Origin of the sequence: Ferrovibrio sp. (assembly GCF_035304305.1) — a bacterium.
Taxonomy (GTDB): Bacteria; Pseudomonadota; Alphaproteobacteria; order Ferrovibrionales; family Ferrovibrionaceae; genus Ferrovibrio.
In genome coordinates, this window is sequence record NZ_DATGQG010000098.1 from 1 (window position 1) to 21,787 (window position 21,787).

Here is a 21,787-nt window from a genome sequence, read left to right on the forward strand (position 1 = left end):
TTCCGGCCGGGCAAGGCGAAGGATGAGAATCCCTGGCAGGCCGGCACGCTGGAATGGCTGCCCAACGATGTCTATTCGACGCGCAGCATTCGCCATATCACCAGCCGCGAGCCGCTCTGGGATCAGCCGGATCTCGCCGCCGATGTGGAAGCAGGACGGTACTATCTGCCCAACGCGCCGACGGGAGGACGTGAAACCATCGTCACCTCGCCGGTGGATGCGCAACCGGAATACGTCATCCAGATGCCCGGTCCCGGCTGGGCGCCGTTCCTCGCCGCAGTCTTTACCGCCGGCTTCTTCCTGCTGCTCACCATCAAGGCCGTGACGATCGCCGTCACCTGCGGCGTGCTGGCCGTCGCCGCCTGCCTGGTCTGGGTGTGGAAGCTCGATCCCGGCCCTGATCGCGGACCGATCGACATCGGCGGGGGCTATCGCCTGCCGGTCTACATGAGCGGGCCGCGCTCGCATTCATGGTGGGCGATGGTCGTGCTGATGCTGGTCGCCGGCTCGCTCTACTTCAGCTACCTCTTCTCATATCTTTATCTCTGGACCGTATCGCCCGGTATCTGGGCCGGCGCCGGATCGCCCCCGCTGCCGGACCTGCGCTGGCCGGGACTTTCCGCGCTGCTGTTCCTGACTGCTGCCGGCTCCTTTCTCGGTGCCGACCGCCTGTTGCGGGCGGACGGCAAGCGGAGCCGCCTGCTGCTGCCGCTGCTCGTCCTGCTGGCCGCGCTCGCTCTGGCTGGCGCTGTCGCCGTCGAGGTGGCGGGCTTCTGGCAGACCGGCCTGCGGCCTGCCGCCAATGCCTATGGCGCGATGGTCTACATGAGCAGCCTGCTGAACGGGCAGCTCGCCTTCGCCGTGCTGATCATGGCCGGCTTCACCATTGCGCGCCATGTCAGCGGCCGGCTCAACGCCGTGCGTCGCGTGTCCTTCGAGAACACGGCGCTGCTTGCATGGTACACCGTCGGGCAGGCGCTGCTCGGTCTGCTGCTGGTGCACGGCTTTCCGCGGCTGGTCGGCTAGGCCATGACGATCCGTGCACGCTATCCCTCAACCTGGCTGGCTCTGGCATATATCGCCTTCGGCCCCCTGGTGTGGGCGGCCTGCCACGGCCTGCTGTATGCCGCGCACTGGCTGCTTTGTGTCCTGCTGGTCCGAGATATCCTGACCGCCGGTGCCATCCATGGCGTGCTGCTCATCATTGCCACTGTCTGCGCTATCATTCTCTCTCTGACAATCCGGTGTCCGGATGCGCTGGCGCAGTTCATGCTGGCCGGTGTGAGCCGGGAGGCATGGATGTTCAGTCGCAGCGCCATGCGTCTTCTTGCGGCATTGTCCCTGTTCGGTGTCGTTGCTGCCGGCGCTGCTGTCCTCGCTCTCCCTGTCTGCGGCTGAACCCGGCGCCTCTGCCACGTATTGATCACAGGCCACCGCAGAGAATATCCACTAGCATTTTACGCTTTTCACAATTTGGAAACACTCTGCGAGGCTCCCATGGCTGTCATCATCGGGACCGACAATGGCGACGTATTGCCTGGGACTCCGCTGGCGGATGACATCTTTGGCCTTGGCGGTAACGACCAGATCCTCGGCGAGGGCGGCGACGACATCCTGTATGGCGGCGAGGGCCGCGACTTTATCAATGGTGGTTTCGGCAACGACTATATTGACGGCGGGGCCGATGGCGACGAGCTCTGGGCGTTGCCTGGCGACGACACGGTTTTTGGCCGCGACGGCAATGACCGCATGTTCGGGAACCAGGGCAACGACCAGATGGACGGCGGCGCTGGCAATGACCTGATAGACGGAGGAGACGATAACGACCATCTCCTGGGTGGCAGCGGCGAGGATCAGCTGGATGGTGGCAACGGCAATGACGTGCTGGATGGAGGCGATCAGAATGACCGTCTGACCGGTGGCGCCGGCGATGATCAGCTGCTGGGACAGGCGGGCAATGACACCCTGCTGGCAGGGGACGGCCGCGATTTCATCAATGGCGGTTTCGGTGACGATTACATGGACGGTGGTGCCGGGAACGACGAGCTCTGGGGGCTGCCGGGCAACGACACGATTTTTGGTGGCGAGGGCAACGACCGTATCTTCGGCAATCAGGGCAACGACAGGCTGGATGGCGGCCCCGGCGTTGACGTGATGGACGGCGGCGACGGGAATGATGTCATGTACAGCGGCGAGGGAGACGATTTCGAATTCTTCGGCGGCAACGGCGATGACGTGATGTATGGCGGCAGCGGCCGGAACTGGGTGCGCGGCGGAGCGGGGAACGATCTCCTGTATGGCGGCGATGGCCATGACGTCCTGAATGGCGGCCCCGGTAACGACATCGCCTATGGCGGCGACGGCAACGATTCCCTGTTCGAGGAACCCGGCGAAGACAGTGGCGACGATACCCTGTTCGGCGGCAACGGCGATGACTATCTCGAGGGCCTGTTCGGCAACGACACCCTGCATGGCGGGGACGGCAACGACATCCTGACGGACGGTCAGGGCGACGATCGGCATTATGGCGGCGAGGGCGACGATCAGCTGTTTGCCGGTGAAGGCGATGACTGGCTCTTCGGCGAGAACGGCGACGACATCCTGAACGGATCTTTCGGCGCGGATGTAATGGAAGGCGGCGCCGGCAACGACCGGTTGCTGGGCAGCCTCCATGACGACCGCATGTTCGGCGGCGACGGCGATGACTGGCTGTTCGGCGACGAGACCGCAAGTTTCAGCGGCGGCCCCGGCGGCAACGATCTGCTGGATGGGGGCGAGGGCTTCGATATTGCGGCCTACGACCGCCCGATCCGGGAATTCGGAATCCTGCAGCAGGAGGACCAGTTCCTGGTCACCCGTCTCGCCACCGGTGAGACCGATACGCTTCTGAATATCGAACTGATCCAGTTCAGCGACATCGCCATAGGCATTGCTGCCTGATCTGTCCGCGCGGCCGACGATGCAGCGGGGCGCAATTGCCCCGTGTCGGTCACAACATCTCTGCACGTTTTCTGATCTGATCGCGGCCTGAAGATTCGTTCCGGACAGGTGAAATGGACGAACTGAAGCGGCGGAGTCTGCGCGGACTGTTCTGGACCGCCACGGAGAGTGTCGGCGTGGCCATCCTGTCGCTCGGATCCTTCATCATCATCGCCCGCATGCTCGATCCCGGCGAGGTCGGCGCGGTCACTCTGGCCGGGGCGGTCGTCATCTGCCTCAACCTGATGATCGCCCATGGCTTCTCGGACGCGCTGGTCCAGATGCCGGAGGTGAATCGCACGCATTTCGACACCGGCTTCTGGTCGACGCTTGTCACGGCCCTGCTGCTGTCGGGCGGGTGCATCGCCGCTGCCGACCTCCTGGCGGCATGGCTCGGCGAGCCGCTCGTCGCCGATCTGCTCCCCTGGTTGTCCGCGGTCCTCGTGCTGAACGCGCTGGGAGCCATCGCCACGGCAAAATGCCGCCGCGACCTGCGCTTCCGTCCCATCGCGGCCTGCAGCCTTGCCGGCCGCGCGGCCGGCGCCGCAGGCGGCATCTGGATGGCGGTCGCGGGAATGGGCGCCTGGAGCCTCGTCGGCCAGCAGCTCATCACGGTCGCGGTGACGAATATCGGCATTCTCGTCCTGGCGCGCTGGCGGCCGGGTTTCAGCTATTCCTTGGGTTACGCGAAGCGGCTCGGTGGCTTCGGCGCCCATGTATCGGCCAGCCAGATGGTGTCGGCGCTGGGCGAGCAGGCGCTCAACTTCCTCGTCGGCATCCTGTTCGGATCGACGGTGCTGGGCCATTTCGCCGTCGCCTGGCGGCTGGTGCAGCTGCTGCGCTCGCTGATCGGCGCCGCCGTCTACCAGGTGGCCTTCAGCGCCTTCGCGCGCCTGCAGGACAACCGGCCCGCCTTCATCCGCGCGTTTGCCGAGTCCACCCGGATCAGCTGCTTTATCGGCTTTCCGATTGCCGCCGGCATGGTGCTGGTCGCCGAGCCGGGGCTGCTCACGGTCTTCGGGCAGAAATGGGCAAACAGCATTCCGCTTTTCAGCCTTCTGGCGCTGGAACTGCTGCCGGCCTTCTTCACGATGTTCTTCACCGCAGCCTATCGCGCCGCGAATTATCCCGGCTGGGTGCTGGTGATGGCGAGCGTCTATCTTGCGACCGGCCTCGCCGCCGTGGCGGTCGCCTCGCCCTTCGGCATCCTCGCGGTCTGCGCCGCCTGGACGGTCCGGGGCTTTCTGCTTCTGCCGCTGCATCTCTACCTGCTGAAGCGCCTGATCGGCATTCCGCCGCTCGACCTGCTGGCCTCCACCATCCGCCCGGCCATCGCCACCGCCATCATGTGCGCGCTGGTCGGTGCCGCATCCGTTCTCAGCGATGGCCGGATGCAGAGCGTGACGCAGCTCGTCCTGTTCATCGCCATCGGGTCTCTGGGCTACGCCCTGACAGCCTCGCTGATCGCGCCACAGGACATGCGCCGCCGGCTGTTCGGCGCGCTCTCCTCGCTGCTCGGCATCCAGGCGCGGCAGCGCGTGTAGCGGGCGGCCCAGCGCGGGCTGCACGCGAAGGTGGGATTTCCCGGGCAGTATTCCGCCCCGAACTCTTCCGGAGCCGTCGCCGCCTTTGCTAGGATGGCGGGATAACGACAACAAGACGATCCGAGAAGCCCTCCGTGACACAATCAAATATTACCAGCCCCGGGCTGCTGGAGCTGTACGGCATGATGTGCCGCATCCGCGCCTTCGAGGATGCCGCCGAGGAGGCGAGCCGCGGCGGCGTCGCGGCTTTCGGCCAGACCGCCGGCACGCAGGCCAATGTCCGCGGCCCACTGCATCTCTCGACCGGCCAGGAAGCCGTCCCGGCCGGCGTCTGTGCCCATCTGAAGCCCGCCGATTACCTGACATCCACCCATCGCGGCCACGGCCATACCCTGGCCAAGGGCGCCGATCTCGAACGCATGATGCATGAGCTGTTCGGCCGGTCGACCGGCTTCTGCGGCGGGCGCGGTGGCTCCATGCATATCGCCGATTTTTCCGTCGGCATGCTCGGCGCCAACGGCGTCGTGGCGGCAGGCATCCCCATCGCAGTGGGGGCAGCCCAGTCGATCAGGATCCGCGGGCTGGACGCGATTGCCGTCACCTTCTTCGGCGATGGCGCGATCAACCGCGGCCCCTTCGCCGAAAGCCTGAACTGGGCCGCGGCCTTCAGGCTGCCGATCCTGTTCGTCTGCGAGGACAACCAGTGGTCGGCGACGACGAAGACCGGCGCGATGTCGGCCGGCGCCGGCGCCGCGGCACGGGCGCGCGCCCATGGCATTGCGGCGGAAGAGGTGGACGGCAACGACGTCGTCGCGGTCAGCGAGACCGCGCGCGAAATGATCGCCGATATCCGCGCCGGCAGGGGCCCACGGCTGCTGCATGCGCGCACCTACCGTTTCAAGGGCCATGTCTCGGTCGATCCCGCCGCCTATCGCGATCCGGCAGAGCTCGAGGCGGCTCTGAAGAATGATCCGCTGGCAATTGCTGCCGAAAAGCTGCGCGCGCAGGGCGTCACTCAGACGCAGATCGACGCCGTGATGAAGGCGGCGCGCGACGAAGTGGCCGCCGCGGTGCGATCGGCGCTGGCGGCGCCATGGCCGGATGCTGCGGCCGCCTGGTCCGAAATCCAGGATACGGGGGCGGCGCAATGGCAGTGATGACCTATGCCGCCGCTGCGGCTGCCGCCCTGCAATCCGCCATGCAGGCCGATCCGAGCATCGTTGCGCTGGGCGAGGACCTCGGCCGCGGCGGCATTTTCGGCCAGTATCGCGGCCTGCTCGAGACTTTCGGTCCGGAGCGCGTGATCGACACGCCGATCTCGGAAGCCACGATCGTCGGCGCCGCGGTCGGCATGGCGCTTACCGGACTGAAGCCGGTGGTCGAGATGCGCGTCATCGATTTCGCGCTCTGCGCCATGGACGAGATCGTCAACCAGGCCGCCAAGAACCGCTTCATGTTCGGCGGCCAGGGCCGCGTGCCGGCAGTGATCCGCATGCCCATCGGCATCTGGAGCGCATCCGCCGCACAGCATTCGCAGTCGCTGGAAAGCTGGTTCGTGCATGTGCCGGGTCTCGTCGTTCTGGCGCCGTCGACGCCGCAGGACAATTACAGCCTGCTGCAGGCGGCGCTGCGCTGCGGCGACCCGGTCGCCCATTTCGAGCACAAGGAACTCTGGGCCAGCGAAGGCGAGGTTGATCCCGCGCAGCGCGTCGAGATCGGACAGGCGCGGAAGCTGCGCGAGGGCCGGGACCTGACGATCGTGAGCTGGAGCAAGGCCGCGCTCTGGTCGGCGGAAGCGGCGGCGCAGCTGGCCGGCGATGGTATCGAGGCCGAAGTGATCGACCTGCGCACGCTCTGGCCCTGGGATCGTGAGGCCGTTTTCGCCTCGGCCCGGAAGACCGGGCGCGTCCTGATCGTGCATGAAGCCGTGCAGGTGGCCGGCTTCGGCGCGGAAATCGCCGCCTCGCTGGCGGAAGAGGGCGCGGCAAAGGTCGCCCGGCTGGGTGGGGCGAGGGCGCCGGTGGGCTATGCGCCCGTGCTGGAGGCGGAGGTGCGGCTCACGCCGGAGCGTATCGTGGCGAAGGCGCGCGCGCTGCTGGGCCGCTGAGAAAATGCACCATCCGGTAGCATGACTCATATTGGCATTACGCGGCCGATATTGTATTGCGTGAGACGAAGTGCGGAACACCGCATCCTGATGCGGCAATAAACTAACGGAGGAAAACGTCATGGATCGTCGTTCGCTGCTCAAGGCCGGTGTTGCCGGCGCGGCCTTTACCGCCGCCCCCTACTTCTTCACCCGGCCGTCGCAGGCGCAGGGCAAGTACAAGGAAGAGTACAAGCTCTCCACCGTGGTCGGCCTGCCGTTCCCCTGGGGCCAGGGCGGCGACATCTGGGCCAAGCTGGTGCGCGAGCGCACCGAAGGCCGCATCAACATCAAGATGTATCCCGGCGTGTCGCTGGTGAACGGCGACCAGACCCGCGAATTCACCGCGATCCGCCAGGGCGTGATCGATCTCGCCGTCGGCTCGACCATCAACTGGTCGCCGCAGATCAAGCAGCTCAATCTCTTCTCGCTGCCCTTCCTGTCGCAGGATCACGCCGGTCTCGATGCCCTGGTGCAGGGCGAGGTCGGCAAGGAGATCATGCAGCTCGTCGAGAAGAATGGCGTCGTACCGCTGGCCTGGGGCGAGAACGGCTTCCGCGAGGTGACCAACTCCAAGCGCGAGATTCGCACCCCGGCCGACATGAAGGGCCTGAAGTTCCGCGTCGTCGGCTCGCCGATCTTCAACGACACCTTCACCGCTCTGGGCGCCAACCCGACCCAGATGAGCTGGGCCGACGCGCAGCCGGCGCTGGCTTCCGGCGCGGTCGAGGGCCAGGAGAATCCGCTGCATATCTTCACGGCGGCGAAGCTGCATACGCTGGCGCAGAAGTTCGTCACCCGCTGGGGCTATGTCGCCGACCCGCTGATCTTCGTCGCCAACAAGGATGTCTGGAATTCCTGGTCGGCCAAGGATCGCGATATCGTACGCCAGGCCGCCATCGATGCCGGCAAGCAGGAAATCGCGATCGCGCGCAAGGGCCTGACGCCGGACGACCAGTCGCTGGTCAAGGAAGTCGCCGCCCTGGGCGTTACCGTCACCGAACTGACGGCCGCCGAGAAGGAAGCGTTCAAGCAGGCGGTGAAGCCGGCCTACGACAAGTGGGCGCAGCAGATCGGCATGGATCTGGTGAAGAAGGCCGAAGCCGCAGTCGCCGCGCGCAAGAAGGCGTAACACCCGCAGTTGCAGTTGCGCAAAGGCCGGAACGAGTCCGTTCCGGCCTTTGCCGTTTCCCGCCGGAGTGACCTTTGTCCATTCCCTCCGAAGCCGAACCGCTCGAAGAGGCCTCCCAGCCCGAGCGCCTGAAATGGGAAGACTGGGTCGGCGCCGCCTGCATGGTGACGCTGGGCCTGATCACCTTTGCGAATGTGCTGGTGCGCTATTTCACCAGCCAGTCCTTCGCCTGGACGGAAGAGATTTCCATCTCGCTGATGGTGGTCGTCACCATGGTGGCGGCTTCGGCGGCCGTGTTCCGCGACCGACACATCCGGATCGAGATCTTCTTCGTGGGCGGATCGCCGCGCCGCCGCCGCCTGCTGGCGCTGTTTTCGGCCGCGATGACGGTGCTGGCCTTCCTTCTGCTCGCAGTCTTCGCGAGCCGCTTTGCCTATGACGATTACCAGTATGAAGTGACCTCGCCCGGCATCGGCGTGCCACAATGGTGGTACAGCATCTGGCTGCCGGTGCTCTCTGTCGTCATCGCCTTCCGCGGCGCCCAGGTCTTCCTGCGCGAATGGCGCCGCAAATGACCGGCCTCATCATATTCCTGCTGTTCGTCGCGCTGATGCTGGCCGGCGTGCCGATCGGCGTGGCGCTGATGCTGGCCGGCAGCCTCGGCATCGGGATGGCCGATCTCGGCCTGATGTCGATCCCGAACAACTTCTATGCCGGGCTGGCGAAATATCCGCTGCTGGCGCTGCCCATGTTCGTGCTGGTGGGCGTCGTGTTTGACCGCTCCGGCGTGGCCGAGCGTCTGGTGAATTTCGCCGTCGCACTGCTCGGTCGACGACCCGGCATGCTGCCGGTCATCGCCATTGCCGTGGCGATGCTGCTGGGCGGCATTTCCGGTTCCGGTCCCGCCAATGCTGCCGCCGTGGGCGGCGTGATGCTGATGGCCATGAAGCGCGCCGGCTATCCCGGCGGCTATTCGGCGACGGTGATCGGCGCCGCGGCGGCGACTGATATCCTGATTCCGCCCTCCATCGCCTTCATCGTCTATTCCGTGCTGGTGCCGGGCGCTTCCGTGCCGGCGCTGTTTGCCGCCGGTCTGATTCCCGGCGTGCTGGCCGGCCTGGCGCTGATGATCCCGGCCGTCTGGCTGGCGCGCCGGCACGGCTTCGGCCTGGCGGAAGCCGATATGGGACGGCCGCCGCTCTGGCCGTCTTTCCTGAGCGCGCTCTGGGGGCTGGCCGCGCCGGTGCTGATCCTCGGCGGCATGCGGGCCGGCTGGTTCACACCGACGGAAGCCGCCGTGGTCGCCGTGGTCTATGGCCTCTTCGTTGGCATGGTGGTGCACCGGAAGATCAAGCCGCGCGACTTGCTGGCGATTTTCGTGGAGGCGGCCGAGACCTCGGGCATCATCATGGTGGTCCTGGCTCTGGCCAGCATCTTCGCCTATGCGGTCAGCACGCTCGGAATCGTCGATCCCGTGGCGCGCGCGATCCAGGCCAGCGGGCTCGGCTCGCATGCCACGCTGGCGATCGTCATGCTGCTGCTGCTCGCCATCGGCATGGTGCTGGACGGCATCTCGATCTTCCTGATCTTCATGCCGCTGCTGCTGCCGATCATGCGCAACTTCGCCTGGGATCCCGTCTGGTTCGGCGTGCTGCTCACCTACATGGTGGCGATCGGCCAGTTCACGCCGCCGATGGCGGTGAACCTGATGGTGTCGTCGAAGCTGGCGGGCGTGCCGATGGAGCAGACCGTGCGCTGGGCGCTGTGGTTCGTCGCCGCCATGATGGTGCTTGTGATCGCCTTCGTTGCCTTCCCGCCGCTGATCACCTGGCTGCCGCAGGCTCTGGGTTACTGACGACGGACGGTAATCGTCTCCAACCACCCGGCGGCGCTTCGGGCGGAAGGAGGCATCACCGTTTCCTGGCTGATCCCAGCGTCCTTGCCGGCTGCCTTGCGCCGATCCCGGCGCGGCCGGCCAAGCTCGATCCAGACCGGCGCGTGGTCGCTCGCCTTGTCCCAGCCGCGCACCTCGCGGTCGACGCCGGCAGCCTTCAGGCGCCCGACGATGGACGGACTGAGCAGCAGATGGTCGATGCGCAGTCCGGCATTCCGCGGCCAGGCATTCCGGAAATAATCCCAGAAGGTGTAGATGCGCTCGCCGGGATGTTTGCTGCGCAGGGCATCGGTCCAGCCCTGCGCGGTCAGCCGGTGGAATCGCTCGCGCACTTCCGGCCGGAACAATGCATCGTCCAGCCATCGCTCGGGCTTGTAGACGTCGAGTTCGGTCGGCATCACGTTGTAGTCGCCCGCGAGGACCACGGGCAGATCCTGCTTCAGCAGGCCCAGTGCATATTTCGCGAGGCGGTCGAACCAGCGGAGCTTGTAGTCGAATTTCGGGCCCGGAGCGGGATTGCCGTTGGGCAGATAGAGGCAGCCGACGATCAGTCCGTCGATGGCGGCCTCGATGTAGCGGCTCTGGATGTCCGTCGGATCGCCGGGCAGGCCGCGCCGCGTCTCGATCGGCGTGCCGCCGCGCTGCAGGATCGCCACGCCGTTCCAGCTCTTCTGACCCATCCAGATTGCGCCATAGCCGGCCCCGCGCAGGGCGGCTTCGGGAAACTTCTCCTGCGGCGCCTTCAATTCCTGCAGGCAGACGACGTCGGGCTCGGCCGCGTCAAGCCAGCGCAGCAGCACCGGCAGGCGGCCGTTGATGCCGTTCACATTGAAGCTGGCAATTTTCATGCAGGATGCGGCAGACCGGCAGGTGATCGCTGTCTACCGAAACCATCGACGCGGGACGGCGTTCCGCCGGAGCCCGGCTCGCGCCAATCGGCGGGTCAGCTGCCGCCGCCCGTGGCCATGCTGGTCGGCCGCCCGGCGCTGAGCATCAGCAGCGCCATGTCGTCCAGATCGGTGGAGAGACGGCTGAGGGTGGCGCCGCCGGCATGCAGCAGGCAATGCACGCCCTGCTCGCTGACGGCCTTCACCGTCGCCGTGACCGGCTTCGACTCGCCGCTCAGTTTCAGCCTGATCCGGGTGCCCGGTTTCAGCCGCTGCGGCGGCGTGAACAGGCAGCCCTGGAGCGAGAGATTGGTCACCGCGCCGGCGATCTTCCGGTCGCCATGCTCCAGCTCGGCGGGGATCCGCGTCTCGCGGCGATCGAAACGGCGCCGGTTATCCGCCGGAGCGACGGCTTTCCTGGTTACCGTTCTCCTGGCAGCAGGTTTCTTTGCTGCAGCCTTCTTCGTCGCGGTCTTTTCTGTCGCAGTCGTCTTTTTGGCGGCGGATGCCTTCCTTGTGACGGACGCCTTCGCGGCTTTCTTCTTTGCCGGGGCTTTACCCTTTGCGGTCTTCACCGCCGGCTTCCCGCGGGACACAGCCTTTCGGGGTTTTGCCCTGCCGGTTTTCCCCGTCGCTTTTGTCTTCTTTTTTGCTGCGGCGGCCATAACGGCGCACTCCCCCGACGAATCAGCGTAACGGATGCAGAGTAGCTGCGGCCCTGTCCGGAGAAAAGGGTGCATTGCGTCCGGCCGCGCTTGGATTAGGCATGGCAAGGCGCCGCCGGTTGCCCTAACATGACAGGCCTGTCATACGGCCCCGCATCACAAGACCGGTTCCCATGTCCCTGCGCCTGCCGCCCGAGCCCGTCGTCTGGGCCCTGTCGCGGCACAATGCCTATCTCAACAACCGTCCGGGCGGCGAACGGCTGCAGCGCCGCGGCGAGGATTTCGGCGAGCTGAAGCTCGACGGTGCGATCCTAGACGACGCCATTCTCCCGGGCTGCAGCTTTGCCGGTAGCTCGCTCCAGGGTGCCCAGTTCCTGCGCGCCGATCTTTTCAGCGCCGATTTCACCCGCGCGGACCTGACCGGCACGCTGTTCGACCGCGCCGATCTGCGCGGCGCCAATTTCCTCATGGCCGTGCTGAAGAAAACCTCCTTCCGCCAGGCCGATCTGCGGCCGGGCCAGATCCTGCAGCACGAGAAGGAGGGCGACGAAAAGCCCCAAACCAAGCCGGTCGATCTCAGCGGCGCCAATCTGGAAGAGGCGAATCTCGGCCACGCCCATCTCGACCAGGCCAATCTGAGCAATGCCAAGGCGGCGGGCGCGGCCTTCGTCGGCGCCTCGCTGTTTGCCGTCAACCTGACCGGTGCCGATCTCACCGGCGCCGATTTTTCCGGCGCGCGCCTGAAGGACACCACCTTCGTCGGCGCCACGCTGGACGGCGCCAAGCTGGCCGGCTGCGATCTGCGCGGCGCCAATCTGCGCAGCGTCGATCTGTCCGGCGTGGATCTGAGCGGCGCCAACCTGCAGGGCGCGATCTACCGCCAGGGCGTGGCGCAGCTGCCGCCCGAGGTCGAGGCGAAAATGGCCGCCCATGGCAAATGGATCGCCTCCAATGGTGCAGAAGGCGAGCGCGCGGTCTTCAGCCACATGAAGCTGCCCGGGGTGGATTTCTCCAGCTGCGACCTCCGCGCCGCCATTTTTCATGAGACCAACCTGGCCGGCGCCTATTTCACCCGCAGCCAACTGCTGTTCACCAGCTTCATGGGCGCCGACCTGCGCAAGGCGAATTTCGACCAGGCGAGCCTGGGCGGTGCCAATTTCTCGGCCGCGCTGCTCGCCGGCGCCGCTTTCCGTGGCGCCCAGCTGGTCGGGGTCGAGATCTTCAACGCGCTGAACCAGAAGACCGGGAAGGTGATCTTTCCGCGCTTCGACAATGCCGACCTGACCGGCGCCGATCTGCGCGGCGCGGTGGTGGAAGGCGTTGATTTCTCCAGCACGATTCTGGAGAAGACCAACCTTTCCGGCGCTGACCTGAAACACTGTACCGGGTTGCGTTCCTCTCGCCGTGGTTGAGACGCGCCGCGCGACGTAAATCTTTCAAATTCTTGCATCTGCCTGATTCAGGTTGCGGAGTTGGGCGCCGGCGTTTAGCCTCGGTTGCTAGCAGCAGTTGTATGCATTGCAACACCGAAGGCCATGTCAGATCGGAGTTTACCGCCCCACGAAGTTCAGGTCGTGTTGTCCCGCCACGCTGCCTTTCTGGCCGGCCGGCCGGGCGGCAGCCGCCTGCAGCAGAGCGGCGCTGCCTATGCACGCCTGCGGCTGGACGGGGCCAAGCTGGATGACGCCATCCTGCCGCGTGCGGCTTTCGTCGAGTCTTCGCTGGCCGGCGCCGAACTGCGCCGCGCCGATCTCTTCTGCGCCGATTTCCAGGATGCCGATCTGACCCGGGTGGTGTTCGACCGCGCCGATCTGCGCGGCGCCAATCTCGGTCGCGCCATCCTGCGCCAGGCCTCGCTGGCCCAGGTCGATCTGCGGCCGGGCCAGATGATGATCGCCGATGACGGTCAGGCGAAGGAGGTTTCGGCCAATCTCGACGGCGCGAAGCTCGACGGCGCGGAGTTCAAGAACGCCCAGCTCGATCAGGCCAGCATGGCGGTTTCCTCCGCCGTCAACGCATCCTTCAGCAATGCCAGCATGTTCGCCGTCAATCTCGCGGGCGCCGACCTGTCGGGCGCCAATCTCGCCGGCGCCAAGCTGAAAGACGCCAATCTCATCGGAGCGAGTCTTGCCGGCGCCAGGCTCAAGGGGGCCGACCTGCGCGGCGCCAATCTGCGCAATGTGGACCTGTCGAAGGTCGATCTTGACGGTGTCGCACTGCAGGGCGCGATCTACCGCAGGGGCGAGAAGCTTCCGGAGGAGATCGAGCGGCTGCTGGAGGCCCATAGCCGCTGGATCGCCACCGCCGGCGCGGAAGGCAAGCGCGCGGTGCTCAGCGGCATGAAGCTGGAAAGCTGCAACTTCTCGGGCTGCGACCTGCGCGGCGCCGAGCTGCACAATGCCGTGCTTCAGGGTGCCGACTTCTCCAGCGCCCAGATGATGTTCGCGAGCTTCGCCGGCGCCGATCTGCGCCGGGCCGTCTTCGACATGGCCGATCTCGGCGGCGCCAATTTCACCCGCGCCAACCTGGCGGAGAGCCGCTGGCGGGCTGCCCGGGTCGTCGGGGTCGACATCTACAATGCCCGCAATCAGAAGACCGGCAAGATCGTCTATCCGCGATTCGAGGCTGCCGATCTCAGCCGGGCCGATCTGCGGGGCGCCATTTTCGAAGGCGTCGACTTCAGCGGCGCCACGATGGACGGCGCGAATATCCAGGGCACTGATCTGCGCCAGTGCGTCGGTCTGCACAAGGCGCGCTAGAGACATGCCCGGGAGAAATAAACCGGCCGCGGCCGCACGGGTTTGCCGATGGCCGAACTGAAATTTCCGTCCTCGCAGCTGACCGTCGCGCTGTCGCGCCATGCCGCCTGGGCGAGCGGTCGCGGCGATGGCGAGCGCCTGCAGATGCGTGATGGCGATTTCCGCTTCCTGCGGCTGGACAATGCCAAGCTCAACGACGCGGTCCTGGCGCGCAGCCGCTTCACCGGCGCTTCGCTGGTGAAGGCGGAGCTGCGCCGCGCCGATCTGTTCGCCGTCGATTTCATGCATGCCGATCTGTCGGGCGCGGTCCTCGACCGCAGCGACCTGCGCGGCGCGAACATGATGAAGACGGTGCTGCGCGGTTCGTCGCTCAACCAGGCAGACCTGCGGCCCGGCCAGATCATGATCGGCGACGGCTCCACGCGCAGTCAGGCCGCCAATCTGACCGAGGCCCGGCTCGACGGCGCAGACCTGCGCATGGCGCAGCTCGACGAGGCCAATCTTGCGGTATCCTCGGCCACCGGCGCCAACTTCTCCAATGCCAGCCTGTTCTCGGTCAATCTCGCCGGCGCGGATCTCAGCGGCGCCAATCTCACCGCCGCCCGCCTGCGTGGCGTCAATCTGGTCGGTGCGAAACTGGAGGGCGCCCTGCTGCAGGGCGCCGACCTGCGCGGCGCGAACCTGCGCAACGTCGATCTCAGCAAGGTCAACCTGAAAGGCGTCGATCTCTCGGCCGCCGTCCACCGCAAGACGGCAAGCCTGTCGAAGGAGATCGAGGCGGCGCTGGCCGCCCACAGCCGCTGGATCGCCACCGGCGGCGCCGAAGGCCAGCGCGCGGTGCTCAGCGGGATGAATCTGCAGAATGCCGATTTCTCAGGCTGCGACCTGCGCGGCGCCGAAATGCACGGCTGCAACCTGCAGGGGGCCGATTTCTCGTCGGCGCAGCTGCTCTTCGCCAGCTTCCTGGGCGCCGACCTGACGCGCGCCAATTTCGACCAGGCCGATCTCGGCGGCGTCAACTTCACCGGATGCAATCTCGCCGGTGCCACCCTGCGCGGCGCCAAGCTGGTCGGCGCGCCTTTGTTCAGCGCCGGCAGCCAGGCGACCGGGCGGATCCTGTATCCCATGCTGGTGGGAGCCGATCTCACGGGGGCCGACCTGCGCGGCGCCGTGCTCGATCACATCGATCTCTCGCAGAGCAAGATCAGCCGGGCCAATTTCACCGGCGCCGACCTGCGCGCCTGCAGCGGCCTGAACGGCATCGCCTGAAGGGGAAAGGCCGGCACGGGACGTGCCGGCCGTCGTCGTCGCAGTTGCGGTTACTCTGCCGCGGTCGCCGTCGTCATCGCCGCCAGCCTTGCCGCCACGCCGGCGCCATAGGCCGGATCCGCCTTGGCGAAATGGGCGATCTGGCGCTGTTGGATGAAATCGGGCACGCCGCGCATGGCATTGGCGATGTTGTCCATCAGCCGCTCCTGCTCGGCCTTGCTCATCAGGCGGAACAGCGCGCCGGCCTGGCTGTAATCGTCGTTGCCTTCGCGATGATTGTAGCGGTCGGCGTCGCCGCTGATCCTCAGTGGCGGCTCGCCAGCCGCAGCCGATTGCACCGGGCCGCCGAAGGAGTTCGGCTCGTAATTCGGCGCGCCGCCGCCGTTGCGGCCGGTCTGCATTGCCCCGTCACGCTGGTAATTGTGGAACGGGCAGCGCGGCTGGTTCACGGGGATGGCCGTGTGGTTGACGCCCAGCCGGTAGCGATGCGCATCGGCATAGGCGAACAGCCGGCCCTGCAGCATCTTGTCCGGCGAGAAGCCTATGCCCGGCACGATGTTGCTGGGTGCGAAGGCAGCCTGCTCGATCTCGGCGAAATAGTTGTCCGGATTGCGGTTCAGCTCGATCACACCGACTTCGATCAGCGGGTAATCCTTATGCGGCCAGACCTTGGTCAGGTCGAAGGGATTGTACGGTGTCTTCTCGGCATCCAGCTCGGGCATGATCTGCACCGACATGGTCCAGCGCGGATATTCGCCGCGTTCGATGGCGTCATACAGGTCGGCCTGGTTGCTCTCGCGATCGATACCGATGATCCGCGCCGATTCCTCGGCCGTGATGCTCTTCACGCCCTGGTGGGAGTGGAAGTGGAACTTCACCCAGAAGCGTTCGTTCTCTGCATTGACGAAACTGTAGGTATGGCTGCCATAACCGTTCATGTGGCGGTAGCTCAGGGGCAGGCCGCGGTCGCCGAACAGGTAGGTCACCTGATGCAGGCTTTCCGGGCTCAGGCTCCAGAAGTCCCACATCGCGGTCGGATTGCGCAGGTTGGTGCGTGGGTCGCGCTTCTGGGTGTGGATGAAGTCGGGGAATTTCAGCGGGTCGCGCACGAAGAAGACCGGCGTGTTGTTGCCAACCAGGTCCCAGTTGCCTTCACTGGTGTAGAACTTCAGGGCGAAGCCGCGCACGTCGCGCTCGGCGTCCGCCGCGCCGCGTTCCCCGGCGACGGTGGAAAAGCGCAGCAGCAGATCGGTCTTCGTGCCGGGCGTGAAGACCTTCGCCCTAGTGTAGCGCGTGATGTCCTTCGTGACGGTCAGCGTGCCGTAGGCGCCCGATCCCTTGGCATGCACCACGCGTTCGGGGATGCGTTCGCGGTTGAACGCGGCCAGCTTCTCGATCAGGTGCACATCCTGCAGCAGCAGCGGACCGCGCGGGCCGGCGCTCAGGGAATTCTGGTTGTCGGCAACCGGCGCGCCGGCGCTGGTCGTCAGGACGGGGGCGGTAGCGGTGGGGCGGGGGGACTGGCTCATCTCGATCTCCTCTCGGGCGGTTTCTGCTCTGAGAGAGACGGTATCCCCCGCTATACGATTTGTGAAATTGATTTTTTTCGGAATTGTGATCGTAATTTTCGATCATATGCCCGGCTGTGACGGGTGATACGCGGCCTCCGGAACGGGCTGGGCAATTCTTCCTGCTGCGCCAGTTTTCTGTCGCCGGCATGGCGCCGGCAGCAAGGAGCGAGATCCATGACCGGCCGGTCCGTCGCGAGACGATGCATCCTGTTTTCCGTTCTTCTGGCGATTGCGGTAATGGCGGCAGGCCCCGCCCGGGCCGGCGCCTTCCGGCTGGAGCCTGGGGCCGCAACCCGCCTCGATACCGGCGAGCGCCAGCAATACACGACGATCACCATCACCAATCTGGGCACGGTGCCCGGACGGCTGATCCTCGATGTGCCGGTCAGCCGGGATGTCGAGATTCCCGCCGGCGGGACGGTGGAGCTTTACGGGCCCTATAGCCGAGGCACGGTGGCGGTGACGAATGCCGGCCCGACGCGGCTGTATGTCGTCACGCGCTATCTCGAGACCTGGCGGCAGCCCTAATTCGCCGGTCCCGGCTCCAGCACGCGGAAATCGTCGCGATCGAGCAGGATGCAGCTGCCGCGCACGTCGGTGTTGCGGCTGATATCGGGGATCGAATGCATCCGGCCGGCGATGCGCGTCGGCCAGACCTGAACGCTGAAAACCTGGGCCGCGACATCCGGCTCGCCGCGGCTCAGCGGCAGCATCAGCCGCCGCGTGGCGGCATGACCATGGGCATAATCGGCATCATCCCAGCGGAAAATGCTTTCGGAATAGACCGGCCGCCTTTCGTCAAGGGCGGTCCGGTAGATGCTCTCCATATACTCCCGATAGCTGCCCTGCATGATCTCGCTGGTGGTCTTACCGGTGAAATCGAAGCCGTAGCGCTCGACATGGGCTGAGCCGACGAGCCGGTAGCGTATCGCGGTGGATCCGGCGACGGGTTCGGCCAGCAGCAGATTGGGCCACACCGCAGCCGGCAGATCGAGGGGATCGATCTCGGCCCGGTCGGGCATCAGCCTGCCGTTGCGCTTCGCCAGCCAGTATGACGCCACGCTCATCAGCGTGGGGTCGTCGGCAAAGGTTGCAGCCGAGAGGTCAGGGACCATGGAAGAGCTTTAGGCCGTGACGACAGTCATTGCAAGCCGACCCGCCAGCTTAGCCTAGCTGTTGGAGGTAACGCTTCCGGACGCGGCGCTCTCCTCGGCTGCCGCCCGGAAACCTGCGACGACATACAAGCCAATGAGAAACCAGAAAGACCGCTGGAAGAAGAGGTCATGCACAAGGCCGGAGGCTGCAATGCATCCGAGGATACACAGCAGACCAAGCCCCCAGCCATGTTGGGCCGGGCGGGATAGCAGGTGGAACGCGCCCTTCAGGAGAAGCACGAATACAGCGGCCACCACAAGCAGGCCAACCAGACCCATTTCAGCCATGAGCCAGACCGGAATCGAGTGGATCACCAAAAAGCCTTTCCCAGCGGCCAGTCGCTCCTGGACGTAACCACCGAGGCCGGCGCCCAGCAGGGGATGCTTCAGCCAGAGATCCCAGCCCTCGATGATGCTGAGCCAGCGTTCACTGTCGGATCCCGTCCGCGTTACGGTAATCGCGAGATAGCGGGCCTCGGGCAAGTTGAGAAGCGACGAAAGGACGCCAAGCTTGCTGCCGAGCAGTCCTGCAATTGCTTTGTCCGCGACCCTGAGGACATCGGGTAAGAAGAAAACGGCGGCTACTGCAAACAAAGTGAGCAGGCACAATTTTATGGATCGAGTCCGCTCCTTGCCACTCGAAAAAATCGTGGCAAGAACCAGTAATATAATCACCATACCCAGCCCTGAGCGAGAGTGACTATAGGTGATAACCAGCGCAATGGCGATGAAAGCGGCGTTGTAAAAAGCGCGAGATTTTCCAGAGCCTTCAAGGCGGACAAGAACCAGAATGCAGGCTGCGGCCATGATCATCTGGAACGCAAATGCGTTCGCGTTGATCGCATAGCCTCGCAACGGGATAGTAAATGCGTCTTGGGGAATGTTGATCCCCCCCAGCACACTCAGCATCAGTGCTAGTTGTTGCACTGCGACTGTAACGCCGGCGATCCCGAACGCGCGCAGGACCAATCGGCTGGTATGGGCATTCGACGTTACAGCCGCCGAAGCGCCCATGGCGACGTAACCCAGGATAATCACCCAGCCCATGCCGCGGTTCAGCAGCGCCCAGCTGTTCGAGCCGAAGCGCAGATAGCCCACTCCGAGGCTGAGAAGGAAAAGCAGCGAGATGGCTGCCAGACTGCCTGCGAGCCATATCGGGATCGGCTTCAGTCCGCGCTGCGACCAGAGATGAAAGCCCAAAAGACCGAGACTGGTCAGTGCGAGAATATCCGCTGCATTGGCGGTTACCTCGCCGTGCTGCATCGGGATTCGAATCTGGAAATACAGCAGGATCGCCGAAAGGACCGCAGATACGATGATTGCAATGTCGTTCCATTTCTCTGGAGCGGCCATTGTTGCGGGAGTTGCCTGGACCGCGGAATGTGCCGGCTTGCGATGCAGATACAGCCATATACCGATCGCCCCGCAGATCACGGTCACCAGCAGGCCAAGAAGCCCAATCGCTATCGCGCCGGCAACCGAGATTGTTGGGTCGACACCAACCACTCCCAAAGCCTGCGCCGCACTAAGTTCGCGGATGCCCCAGCCGGAAAAGCTGATTGGCAGCGCAGCGGCAAACATCACAATTGTCAGCGCCGCGGCGATGGCAACATTGAATTCGGGAACCTGCAACCCCTTGAGGATGCCCGCATAAGCGCCCAGCATTGCCGCATGCGCAGCGAGCGTAAGCAGGATGCTGGGCCAGAGACGCAACAGAAACCGTGGTGCGTCAGCCAGCCGAAACTCGACTTCCTTCTGGCGAATCAGGAGAATGAGAACAACGCCGGAAACCAGTGCAATGCCCCCCGCGAGCGACAGCAGATAGGCTCCTCCCGCATGCAGGTCGATGCTTATATTGAGAAACAGGAAGAGAGCGCTTGCCACGCTGAGGAGAAATAGCAACCCGGCAGCGATGAGGCGCTCCCAGTAGGTTGCCATGACAGAGATGCTGAACGGAACCCCGGCCGAGTTGAGAGCGGCCGCCCGACTGAGGCTCTGGCCGATGACATTGAGAAAAATCTGGTTCGACACCTGACCAATCGTGAAGGCGAACACGACCTGGCGCCAGGCTGGCTTGTAACCGAAACTGCGAAGCACCGAGCGGAAACGCAGCAGCGCGAGAACGGCATTCAGAAGAACAAGGACGCCTGCAGAGGCGATCGCGTGGAATTCTATTCCACCAAGAGTTTTGAATATCGTCTCGAAATCAACAATGTAGAAAATCGCCCCCAGCGACGCGCCCGAGATCAGGGCAACGACGGCTGTCCGAAGGTGGCGCTTGAGCAGCATGGAAAGGGGGCGTCAGCCGGAAAAATCAATTTTAACGTGTTTACGACGCCAAATCCCTGAACGCAACCAAGCTGGCTGGTGCTGCCGGACAGGATTGAACTGTCGACCTCCTCATTACCAATGAGGTGCTCTACCACTGAGCTACGGCAGCGCCGCTGCCAGACGGCCGGTGCAGACCCTTTGACGGGCGATTGCGCTCGGGCGGCCTGAAACAGACGAGCCGGCGTAAGACCGTGGGGTCCGGCCGGCTTCGGGCGCGGAAACTGCCACAGCCGGACCGGCGACGCAAGCGCGAGCTAACGGCTTTTTCTGCCGGGATTTTTCGGGAACTTCGGCTTTTCGTCCGCGGCCCGCCGATGCGGTTGACTCGGGCGGGGCGGAATGGCTATCGCAGGCTGCGGCAGGGCACGCGGCAACAGGGCAGACGGTATGACCACCCAGCAGGCAGTATCCGGGACCACGCGTGCGGGCGCGGAGATCGAACGCAAATTCCTGCTGCGCGATGCCGCGGCGGGCGGTGCCGTCACCGCAGGCCTCAAGGGCACGGCGCTGGTGCAGGGCTATTTCACGCGGATCGACGGCTGGTCAGTGCGCCTGCGCATCGCGACCCCGGAGGATGGCAGTGCGCAGGCCTGGCTGACTCTGAAGTCCGGTGGCCGGGGCAGCGTGCGCCAGGAAATCGAGCGCACCGTGGAGCCGGATTTCGCGCGCCGCCTGCTCGCGCCGGACCAGGCCGACCGGCTCATCAGCAAGATCCGCTATCGCCTGCCGCAGGGAGACCTCTGCTGGGAGGTCGACCGCTTCCTCGGCCGCCATGAGGGACTCTGGCTGGCCGAAATCGAGCTGCCGCATCCCGATCATCCGTTCGACCGGCCGGACTGGCTGGGCGCCGACGTCACCGACGACCCGGCCTACCGCAACGAGACGCTGGCGGCGGGCCGGATTCCGGCCCCGCCGGAACTCGTCACCGCCGTCCGGCGGCTGCTGCAGGAGATCGGCCCAGAGGCCGTTTCGGCGCCGCGCCCGCGCGATGCCCGCCTCGCTGCCCGGCTCCGGGCCAACCTGCTGCGGCGCAAGCAGCAGGCGCGGGGGCGGGAAGTGGCGGGTGATGCTGCGGAGAGGCATGAAGATCCGGAGGCCCGGGGCGCGGCCCTTGACCGCGAGGATGGCTCCGCGTAAGCCCGGAAACTCTGCTGTATCCGTCGCTGGGAAGGTTCGCGCCGATGTCCGTCATGTCCGATATCTGGATCCGCCGCATGGCGCAGGAATACGGCATGATCGAGCCTTTCGTCGAGCAGCAGAAGCGCGAGGGCACGATCTCCTACGGCCTGTCCTCCTACGGCTATGACGCCCGCGTCGCCCGCGAATTCAAGATCTTCACCAATGTCGATTCGGCCGTCGTCGACCCGAAGGAATTCTCGTCCAACTCCTTCGTCGACCGCGAGACCGATGTCTGCGTCATCCCGCCGAATTCCTTCGCGCTGGCCCGCACGGTGGA

The 21,787-nt window shown here is 65.3% G+C and carries 20 protein-coding genes, 1 tRNA gene and 1 pseudogene; 16 read left to right on the top strand and 6 right to left on the bottom strand.

The window, feature by feature from the left end; all coding sequences use genetic code 11:
• The 9 genes and pseudogenes from VKZ87_RS11590 to VKZ87_RS11630 all read left to right on the top strand — a co-directional run.
• Positions 1-1,026: pseudogene (locus tag VKZ87_RS11590) on the top strand (cytochrome ubiquinol oxidase subunit I); the annotation flags it as partial.
• Positions 1,027-1,029: 3 nt separating this feature from the next.
• A complete protein-coding gene (locus VKZ87_RS11595; protein ID WP_324221418.1) occupies positions 1,030-1,398 on the top strand; it encodes a hypothetical protein in 369 nt (122 codons plus the stop codon).
• Between the two features lie 99 nt (positions 1,399-1,497).
• The gene (locus tag VKZ87_RS11600; RefSeq protein WP_324221419.1) at positions 1,498-2,940 is read left to right on the top strand and encodes a calcium-binding protein; all 1,443 of its coding nucleotides are present in this window, start codon (positions 1,498-1,500) and stop codon (positions 2,938-2,940) included.
• Between the two features lie 113 nt (positions 2,941-3,053).
• On the top strand, positions 3,054-4,523 hold the full coding sequence (locus VKZ87_RS11605; RefSeq protein WP_324221420.1) for a lipopolysaccharide biosynthesis protein: 1,470 nt from the start codon (positions 3,054-3,056) through the stop codon (positions 4,521-4,523).
• A 134-nt stretch (positions 4,524-4,657) separates the two neighbouring features.
• Positions 4,658-5,680: a thiamine pyrophosphate-dependent dehydrogenase E1 component subunit alpha gene (locus VKZ87_RS11610; RefSeq protein WP_324221421.1), complete on the top strand. Its 1,023-nt coding sequence runs from the start codon at positions 4,658-4,660 to the stop codon at positions 5,678-5,680.
• On the top strand, positions 5,671-6,630 hold the full coding sequence (locus VKZ87_RS11615) for an alpha-ketoacid dehydrogenase subunit beta (protein ID WP_324221422.1): 960 nt from the start codon (positions 5,671-5,673) through the stop codon (positions 6,628-6,630). The genes VKZ87_RS11610 and VKZ87_RS11615 overlap by 10 nt, the downstream gene beginning before the upstream one ends.
• Before the next feature lie 121 nt (positions 6,631-6,751).
• Positions 6,752-7,801, top strand: a complete 1,050-nt coding sequence (locus VKZ87_RS11620; RefSeq protein ID WP_324221423.1) for a DctP family TRAP transporter solute-binding subunit — start codon at positions 6,752-6,754, stop codon at positions 7,799-7,801.
• Positions 7,802-7,875: 74 nt separating this feature from the next.
• Positions 7,876-8,376: a TRAP transporter small permease gene (locus VKZ87_RS11625; RefSeq protein WP_324221424.1), complete on the top strand. Its 501-nt coding sequence runs from the start codon at positions 7,876-7,878 to the stop codon at positions 8,374-8,376.
• The gene (locus VKZ87_RS11630; protein WP_324221425.1) at positions 8,373-9,656 is read left to right on the top strand and encodes a TRAP transporter large permease; all 1,284 of its coding nucleotides are present in this window, start codon (positions 8,373-8,375) and stop codon (positions 9,654-9,656) included. The genes VKZ87_RS11625 and VKZ87_RS11630 overlap by 4 nt, the downstream gene beginning before the upstream one ends.
• Here VKZ87_RS11630 and xth read toward each other — a convergent pair.
• Together xth and VKZ87_RS11640 are read right to left on the bottom strand one after the other, a co-directional pair.
• Positions 9,650-10,543 carry an exodeoxyribonuclease III gene (gene xth / locus VKZ87_RS11635; protein ID WP_324221426.1) on the bottom strand — a complete coding sequence of 298 codons (894 nt, stop codon included), beginning with the start codon at positions 10,541-10,543 and terminating at the stop codon, positions 9,650-9,652. The genes VKZ87_RS11630 and xth overlap by 7 nt on opposite strands.
• Before the next feature lie 95 nt (positions 10,544-10,638).
• Positions 10,639-10,944 (bottom strand): PilZ domain-containing protein, encoded by a 306-nt coding sequence (locus tag VKZ87_RS11640; RefSeq protein ID WP_324221435.1) that lies wholly within the window; start codon positions 10,942-10,944, stop codon positions 10,639-10,641.
• On the opposite strand from VKZ87_RS11640, the gene VKZ87_RS11645 reads away from it, so the two are divergent.
• From VKZ87_RS11645 to VKZ87_RS11660, 4 genes are all read left to right on the top strand, one after another.
• On the top strand, positions 10,892-11,278 hold the full coding sequence (locus tag VKZ87_RS11645; RefSeq protein ID WP_324221436.1) for a hypothetical protein: 387 nt from the start codon (positions 10,892-10,894) through the stop codon (positions 11,276-11,278). The two genes, VKZ87_RS11640 and VKZ87_RS11645, sit on opposite strands and share 53 nt — an antisense overlap.
• A 142-nt stretch (positions 11,279-11,420) precedes the next feature.
• Entirely contained in the window at positions 11,421-12,659 is a 1,239-nt protein-coding gene (locus VKZ87_RS11650; RefSeq protein WP_324221427.1) for a pentapeptide repeat-containing protein, read from the top strand.
• 162 nt (positions 12,660-12,821) lie between these two features.
• Complete coding sequence (locus tag VKZ87_RS11655; RefSeq protein WP_324221428.1) at positions 12,822-14,006, top strand: pentapeptide repeat-containing protein; 1,185 nt, start codon at positions 12,822-12,824, stop codon at positions 14,004-14,006.
• 48 nt (positions 14,007-14,054) lie between these two features.
• The gene (locus VKZ87_RS11660) at positions 14,055-15,275 is read left to right on the top strand and encodes a pentapeptide repeat-containing protein (protein WP_324221429.1); all 1,221 of its coding nucleotides are present in this window, start codon (positions 14,055-14,057) and stop codon (positions 15,273-15,275) included.
• 50 nt (positions 15,276-15,325) lie between these two features.
• Here the strand turns inward: VKZ87_RS11660 and VKZ87_RS11665 are convergent, their stop codons facing one another.
• Positions 15,326-16,804: a catalase gene (locus VKZ87_RS11665; RefSeq protein ID WP_324221430.1), complete on the bottom strand. Its 1,479-nt coding sequence runs from the start codon at positions 16,802-16,804 to the stop codon at positions 15,326-15,328.
• Positions 16,805-17,020: 216 nt separating this feature from the next.
• Here VKZ87_RS11665 and VKZ87_RS11670 point away from each other — a divergent pair, with 216 nt between their 5' ends.
• The gene (locus VKZ87_RS11670) at positions 17,021-17,374 is read left to right on the top strand and encodes a hypothetical protein (protein ID WP_324221431.1); all 354 of its coding nucleotides are present in this window, start codon (positions 17,021-17,023) and stop codon (positions 17,372-17,374) included.
• Here VKZ87_RS11670 and VKZ87_RS11675 read toward each other — a convergent pair.
• The 3 genes from VKZ87_RS11675 to VKZ87_RS11685 all read right to left on the bottom strand — a co-directional run bounded on the left by VKZ87_RS11675 (position 17,371) and on the right by VKZ87_RS11685 (position 20,440).
• Complete coding sequence (locus VKZ87_RS11675; RefSeq protein ID WP_324221432.1) at positions 17,371-17,961, bottom strand: PAS domain-containing protein; 591 nt, start codon at positions 17,959-17,961, stop codon at positions 17,371-17,373. The two genes, VKZ87_RS11670 and VKZ87_RS11675, sit on opposite strands and share 4 nt — an antisense overlap.
• Positions 17,962-18,015: 54 nt before the next feature.
• Complete coding sequence (locus VKZ87_RS11680) at positions 18,016-20,289, bottom strand: lysylphosphatidylglycerol synthase transmembrane domain-containing protein (protein ID WP_324221433.1); 2,274 nt, start codon at positions 20,287-20,289, stop codon at positions 18,016-18,018.
• Positions 20,290-20,365: 76 nt separating this feature from the next.
• Positions 20,366-20,440: transfer RNA gene (locus VKZ87_RS11685), tRNA-Thr, on the bottom strand.
• Between the two features lie 278 nt (positions 20,441-20,718).
• Between VKZ87_RS11685 and VKZ87_RS11690 the strand changes: the two genes are divergently transcribed.
• On the top strand, positions 20,719-21,468 hold the full coding sequence (locus VKZ87_RS11690) for a CYTH domain-containing protein (protein WP_324221434.1): 750 nt from the start codon (positions 20,719-20,721) through the stop codon (positions 21,466-21,468).
• 44 nt (positions 21,469-21,512) lie between these two features.
• Positions 21,513-21,787: dCTP deaminase (locus tag VKZ87_RS11695; RefSeq protein ID WP_414655649.1), on the top strand; the 275-nt coding region annotated here is incomplete at its 3' end.

Excerpts from the sequence above, each read along its gene's own strand:
- VKZ87_RS11665 (WP_324221430.1), bottom strand. The coding sequence starts at position 16,804 with ATGAGCCAGTCCCCCCGCCCCACCGCTACCGCCCCCGTCCTGACGACC.
- xth (WP_324221426.1), bottom strand. The coding sequence starts at position 10,543 with ATGAAAATTGCCAGCTTCAATGTGAACGGCATCAACGGCCGCCTGCCG.
- VKZ87_RS11630 (WP_324221425.1), top strand. The coding sequence starts at position 8,373 with ATGACCGGCCTCATCATATTCCTGCTGTTCGTCGCGCTGATGCTGGCC.
- VKZ87_RS11600 (WP_324221419.1), top strand. The coding sequence starts at position 1,498 with ATGGCTGTCATCATCGGGACCGACAATGGCGACGTATTGCCTGGGACT.
- VKZ87_RS11595 (WP_324221418.1), top strand. The coding sequence starts at position 1,030 with ATGACGATCCGTGCACGCTATCCCTCAACCTGGCTGGCTCTGGCATAT.
- VKZ87_RS11675 (WP_324221432.1), bottom strand. The coding sequence starts at position 17,961 with ATGGTCCCTGACCTCTCGGCTGCAACCTTTGCCGACGACCCCACGCTG.
- VKZ87_RS11620 (WP_324221423.1), top strand. The coding sequence starts at position 6,752 with ATGGATCGTCGTTCGCTGCTCAAGGCCGGTGTTGCCGGCGCGGCCTTT.
- VKZ87_RS11660 (WP_324221429.1), top strand. The coding sequence starts at position 14,055 with ATGGCCGAACTGAAATTTCCGTCCTCGCAGCTGACCGTCGCGCTGTCG.
- VKZ87_RS11690 (WP_324221434.1), top strand. The coding sequence starts at position 20,719 with ATGACCACCCAGCAGGCAGTATCCGGGACCACGCGTGCGGGCGCGGAG.
- VKZ87_RS11650 (WP_324221427.1), top strand. The coding sequence starts at position 11,421 with ATGTCCCTGCGCCTGCCGCCCGAGCCCGTCGTCTGGGCCCTGTCGCGG.
- VKZ87_RS11680 (WP_324221433.1), bottom strand. The coding sequence starts at position 20,289 with ATGCTGCTCAAGCGCCACCTTCGGACAGCCGTCGTTGCCCTGATCTCG.
- VKZ87_RS11615 (WP_324221422.1), top strand. The coding sequence starts at position 5,671 with ATGGCAGTGATGACCTATGCCGCCGCTGCGGCTGCCGCCCTGCAATCC.
- VKZ87_RS11670 (WP_324221431.1), top strand. The coding sequence starts at position 17,021 with ATGACCGGCCGGTCCGTCGCGAGACGATGCATCCTGTTTTCCGTTCTT.
- VKZ87_RS11605 (WP_324221420.1), top strand. The coding sequence starts at position 3,054 with ATGGACGAACTGAAGCGGCGGAGTCTGCGCGGACTGTTCTGGACCGCC.